The organism is Candidatus Viridilinea mediisalina (assembly GCF_002532535.1).
Lineage (GTDB): Bacteria > Chloroflexota > Chloroflexia > Chloroflexales > Chloroflexaceae > Viridilinea > Viridilinea mediisalina.
In genome coordinates, this window is the sequence record NZ_NQWI01000197.1 from 1 (window position 1) to 4,832 (window position 4,832).

Genomic DNA, 4,832 nt, shown 5'->3' on the forward strand with positions numbered 1-4,832 from the left:
GAAGGCGGCTTGGTGGCACCGCTAGTGCCGTTGCCAACCCTCGATCCGATGCGCTCGTTTATTCATTTGGTCTATTAGTGTATGCGTTAAGCCTCCCGGCGGGAGGTTGGGGGAGGCGAATCCATACGCATTACGTTAAACCCCCGGCGGGGGTTTGGGGGAGGCGAAGCCTACCCCAAAAAGACTCTTTTTGTTCCGTGTTGGCGGCGAAGCCGCCAACACGGAACAAAAAACGTGGTTTGGGGCGTAGACCCAAAGCGGGTTTTAGGGCGGTAGCCCTAAACGTAATGCGTATGGGTAGGCGAAGCCTACCCCGAAGAGCTTCTTCCTATCGTGTTGGCGGCTTCGCCGCCAACACGATAGGAAGAAGCTAAGGTTGGGGCGTAGCCCATCCCACCACAGGTGACCTTACCATAACCCTAAATCTAGGTAGGTGGATCATGAAACTCACGCGACTCCGTCAGTCTGTTGCGCTTTTGGTGTTGCTGCTGCTTGTGACGATGGTGGCTCAGGTGCAGGCGCGGCCTGTGACTGAACCCCAACGTCAGGATTTGGCACCAACCTACCGTATCTTTGCGACCCGCCAGGGTTTGGTGGGGCGCATGACGGCAAATGGGCATATTATTGTGGAGCGCGACCGTTTTGTGGCCTTGCCTTCTTGGGCGGTGCTTTCACCAATGGGTACCGACCGCTATAGTGTCCGTGTGACCTACCGGGGACGCAGTGTGGTGGTGCCGGTCTGGGATGTGGGCCCATGGAATACGAGTGATGAGTATTGGGATCCCAATCGCCAGCGTTATAGCGATCTTCCCGTGGGTGTGCCGATGGCCCAGGCGGCCTACTACAATGGCTATAATGGCGGGCGCGACGAGCAGGGGCGGCGCATCAATAATCCCAATGGGATTGATATTGCTGATGGTACTTTCTGGGATGATCTCCAGATGACCAATAATGATTGGGTTGAGGTGAGCTTCCTCTGGTTGGGCCGCGATCCTGGCCCCGGTGCGGCGGTTTCGGTTACGGCCCCAGTGCCCGCGCCTGCACCAACTGCACCGCCCGCGCCAACTGCTACCCCTGCACCGCCCGTTGAGGCCGAGGCGGGGGCGCTGGTGGTTGATGATGCCGCTTTGGGTTTTGTGCGCCAAGGCTTCCCCTGGAACGAGGCCGCCTGTGGTTTTGGTGGTAGCCATACATGGACTGGCTCAACCATGGTGCCCGCACGGGCGACCGCTTCGGCCTTCTGGGAGCCAACTCAGCTTACGCCTGGCTACTACGAGTTACTTGCCTACATCCCTGCCTGTGGCGGTACGGCGACCCGCTCGGCCCGCTATGAGATTACCCACGACGGTGGGACAACGCTGGTGCCTCTCGACCAACAGGCCCATGCCGGTACCTGGGCATCCTTGGGTGCCTTCTCCTTTGGCTCTGATCCCAGCTCTACGCCCCGCGTCTTCCTCGATGATCTGACCGAAGACGAGGGGCTGGCGGTGCGCTATGATGCCTTGGCGTGGGCGCCACGTAACGATCCTAGACCGCCAACGGCCAGTATTCAACGCATCGAACGCGAAGGCACCGGCTATCGGATTGTCTGGGGCGGCAGCAGCAATCCAAGCGCCATTGCGAGCTATGATGTGCAGGTACGCCAAATGCCACGCGGCGGCTGGAACGATTGGCAGCGGGCCACCACAGCCACCGAAGCATGGTTTGGCCCCGATGAGGGCCGCCACTTTGCTTTCCGCGCCCGCGCCCGTGACCGCGACGGCAACCTGCAACCGTGGCCCCCCGAACCAGACCTCGATACGACCCAGGCGCTTGCGGAGTAAGCTTAGTTAGGAAGTAGGAGAGAGGAGAGAGAAAATAGGACGAACAGAAAACGGGTTCGTTGCCGCAAAAGAGCGCAAAGGAACGCAAGAAACAGCGTTGTCTTCGCCCCTCTCCCACAACGTGGGAGAGGCGGTGCCCTGAGCTTGCCGAAGGGGGTAGGGGGTGAGGGCCATCCATGTCATCCCAAAGCCCTATCTTTCCTATTTCCTACCTCCTACCTTCTCTCTCCTATCCTTCCCTATGCTCCTACAAAACCCCTCCATCCTATGGCTCTTGTTGATCCTCCCGGCCATTGTGCTGCTCTGGTTCTGGCGCGGCGGGCAGGTGGTTTCAGGCTGGGCTTTGGGGGTGCGGCTAGGGGCGTTGGCCTTGCTGATTCTTGCCCTTGCCAACCCGATCTGGCTGCGTTTGGCGGCGGAAGCACCCGCTGAGGGGCCACTGGTGGTGCTGGTGGATCAGTCGGATAGCTTGGAACCGGCGACGCGCCTGGCTCTCCGCGAGCAGGCGGCTGCCTTGGTGCAGCAGAGTGATGGCACGGCGCGGGTGCTCTATCTGGGCGCAGAGGTGGTGAGTGGCCCGCCTAGTGAGCTTGAGGTGGCCGCGCTGACGGAGGTGCAACTGCCCGATCCCACGGGTACCGATCTGGCGGCGGGGCTGCGGGCCGCCCGCGCCTTGCTGCCCGGTGGAGGCCGCGTGATCCTCTTCAGCGATGGGCGGGTGACCAGCGGCGATACGCTCTTTGAAGCCCATGTGGCCGCTGAGGCGGCTATTCAGGTGGATGTGGTGCCAGTGGTGCAGCCGCCCCGCAGCGAGTTGGCCCTCACTGCGATGCTTGCGCCCACGAGTGTGCTGGCGGGTGAACGCTTTGAGCTGGTGGTTGATGCGACCTACCACCTGCCGCCCACTTTGCCCCCCGAACTGGTAACTGGGCGTCTGCGCCTCTGGGATGGCACGCAGCTTTTGGCCGATGAGCCGGTGCAGTTGCAGCCAGGGGTTGAGCAGTTTCGCATTGAGCATCAGGCCGAGACCCCGGGGATTCTGCGGCTCCACGCTGAACTGCTCTTGCTCGAAGGCACCCCCAGGCTGCTGAATGATCTGGTGGCCGCCACGGTGTTGGTGCGTCCGCCGCCGCTGGTGTTGCTGGTTGCTTACCGTGCGAGCGATGCGCTTTTGCTCAGTGATGCCTTGGAGCGTCAAGGCATCAGGAGTGAAACGCTGGCCGCGACTGAGTTGCCCACGCGCCTCGACGATCTGATGCGCTTTGATGGCATGGTGCTGCTCGATCTGCCCGCTACAGCCTTGAGCTTTGATCAGATGGCCACGGTGCGCGAGTTTGTCCGCAGTGAAGGGGGCGGCTTGCTCGTTGTGGGTGGACGCAACGCCTATACCTTGGGCGCCTACAAGTCCACGCCGCTGGAAGAGGTGCTGCCGCTCCACATGGAGGCACCGCCGCGCCCTCAGCGCGATACGGTAGCCCTCCTGCTGATCATTGACCGCTCGGCCAGCATGAGTGCCGCCTTTGGTGTGAGTAAGTTTGACATGGCCAAAGAGGCGGCGATCCTCTCGACCGAGAGTTTACGCGCTGATGACCGCGTGGGCATCCTGGCCTTTGATACCAACACCCTCTGGGTAGTCAACTTTCAAACCATTGGCGACGAGGCCAACCGGGACGCGATCATTGATGCAATTCTGCGCCTACCCCTTGGTGGTGGTACCGACATTGAACGGGCCTTAGCCGATAGCCTGCCCGATCTGGCGCAGCAACCGACAGGTGTACGCCATGCTGTGCTGCTCACCGATGGACGTAGCTTTACGACCAACATGGACAACTATCGGCGCATGATTGATACGGCGCGAGCCAATGAGATTACGCTTTCGACGATTGCCATTGGGCGCGATTCCGACACAGTTCTGCTGGAACAACTAGCGGCTTGGGGTAATGGACGCTACTACTATACCGACCGCGCCGCCGATATTCCGCGCCTCACCCTCCTGGAGAGCGAGCTTGCCCGTGCTGATAGTCTCATCGAGGGTGAAATCTACGCCGAATTGGGCCTTCAGCATCCCATCTTGCAGGGCTTTGCCCCCGCCGATCTACCCGTCTTGGCGGGCTATGTCGGCACGACGCCCCGCGACAGCGCCGAGGTGATCTTGCGTGCCCCAGAGGGCGATCCGTTGCTGGCGGTCTGGCAGTATGGCTTGGGGCGTACAGTAGCTTGGACGCCCAGCTTAGGGCCGCCGTGGGCGCAAGCGTGGACGAGTTGGGCCGGTTTTGAGCGCTTCTGGGCACAGACGTTGCGCTACACCTTGCCCGAACCAGACAGCGGCGCATTGCAAGTACGCATCGAACCACGCCCCGGCGGCGAGCGACTCGTCATCGAGGCGCTCCGTCCGGGGGGCGAGCCCCTCGATTTTGCGACTGTTGATGCGCGTGTGCGCCTACCCGATGGCAGCACAACCAATTTTATGGTGGGCCAGAGCGGGCCAGGGCGTTACACCCAAGACCTCAGTTTGCACACCCCAGGGGCCTACGAAATCAGCATCGCCCTGCTGCACGACGGGATCAGGCAAGAGCAGGTGCTTGGCTATGTTCGCCCCGCACCCGCCGAGTACCGCATTGGCTATGACCCCTTGGCGGCCCAAGTGCTCTTAGGGCAAATTGCCGAGCTCACTGGCGGGCGGCTCATGGCCGAAGTGAGCGGCGAGGATCGTCCAGAGCCAGTGGCACCCAGCCGTAGCACCAACCTTTGGCCATGGCTCTTGGGGCTTGCCCTCTGCTTGTGGCTAGGCGAACTTGGCTTGCGCCGAGGGACATTTACAACCTGAGGTAAATCTGAAGCCGCAGCCCTAGTTCCTAGTTCCTAGTTCCTAGTTCCTAGTTCCTAGTTCCTACTTACTGTATTCATCCCTAAAGCTCAGTAGAACGCCACCTTCGGCAATCTCCAATCTCCAATCTCCAATCTCCAATCTCCAATCTCCAATCTCCAATCTCCAATCTCCAATCTCCA

At 60.9% G+C, this 4,832-nt stretch carries 2 protein-coding genes; both read left to right on the plus strand.

What is annotated here, in order from left to right:
- Window positions 1-440: 440 nt before the first annotated feature.
- Entirely contained in the window at window positions 441-1,823 is a 1,383-nt protein-coding gene (locus CJ255_RS21020; protein ID WP_097646038.1) for a DUF8814 domain-containing protein, read from the plus strand.
- Window positions 1,824-2,064: 241 nt separating this feature from the next.
- A complete protein-coding gene (locus CJ255_RS21025; protein ID WP_097646039.1) occupies window positions 2,065-4,650 on the plus strand; it encodes a glutamine amidotransferase in 2,586 nt (861 codons plus the stop codon).
- The last annotated feature ends 182 nt before the right edge of the window (window positions 4,651-4,832 follow it).

What these genes read in the sequence shown, in the direction of transcription:
- CJ255_RS21020 (WP_097646038.1), top strand. Translation starts at nt 441, where the DNA reads ATGAAACTCACGCGACTCCGTCAGTCTGTTGCGCTTTTGGTGTTGCTG.
- CJ255_RS21025 (WP_097646039.1), top strand. Translation starts at nt 2,065, where the DNA reads ATGCTCCTACAAAACCCCTCCATCCTATGGCTCTTGTTGATCCTCCCG.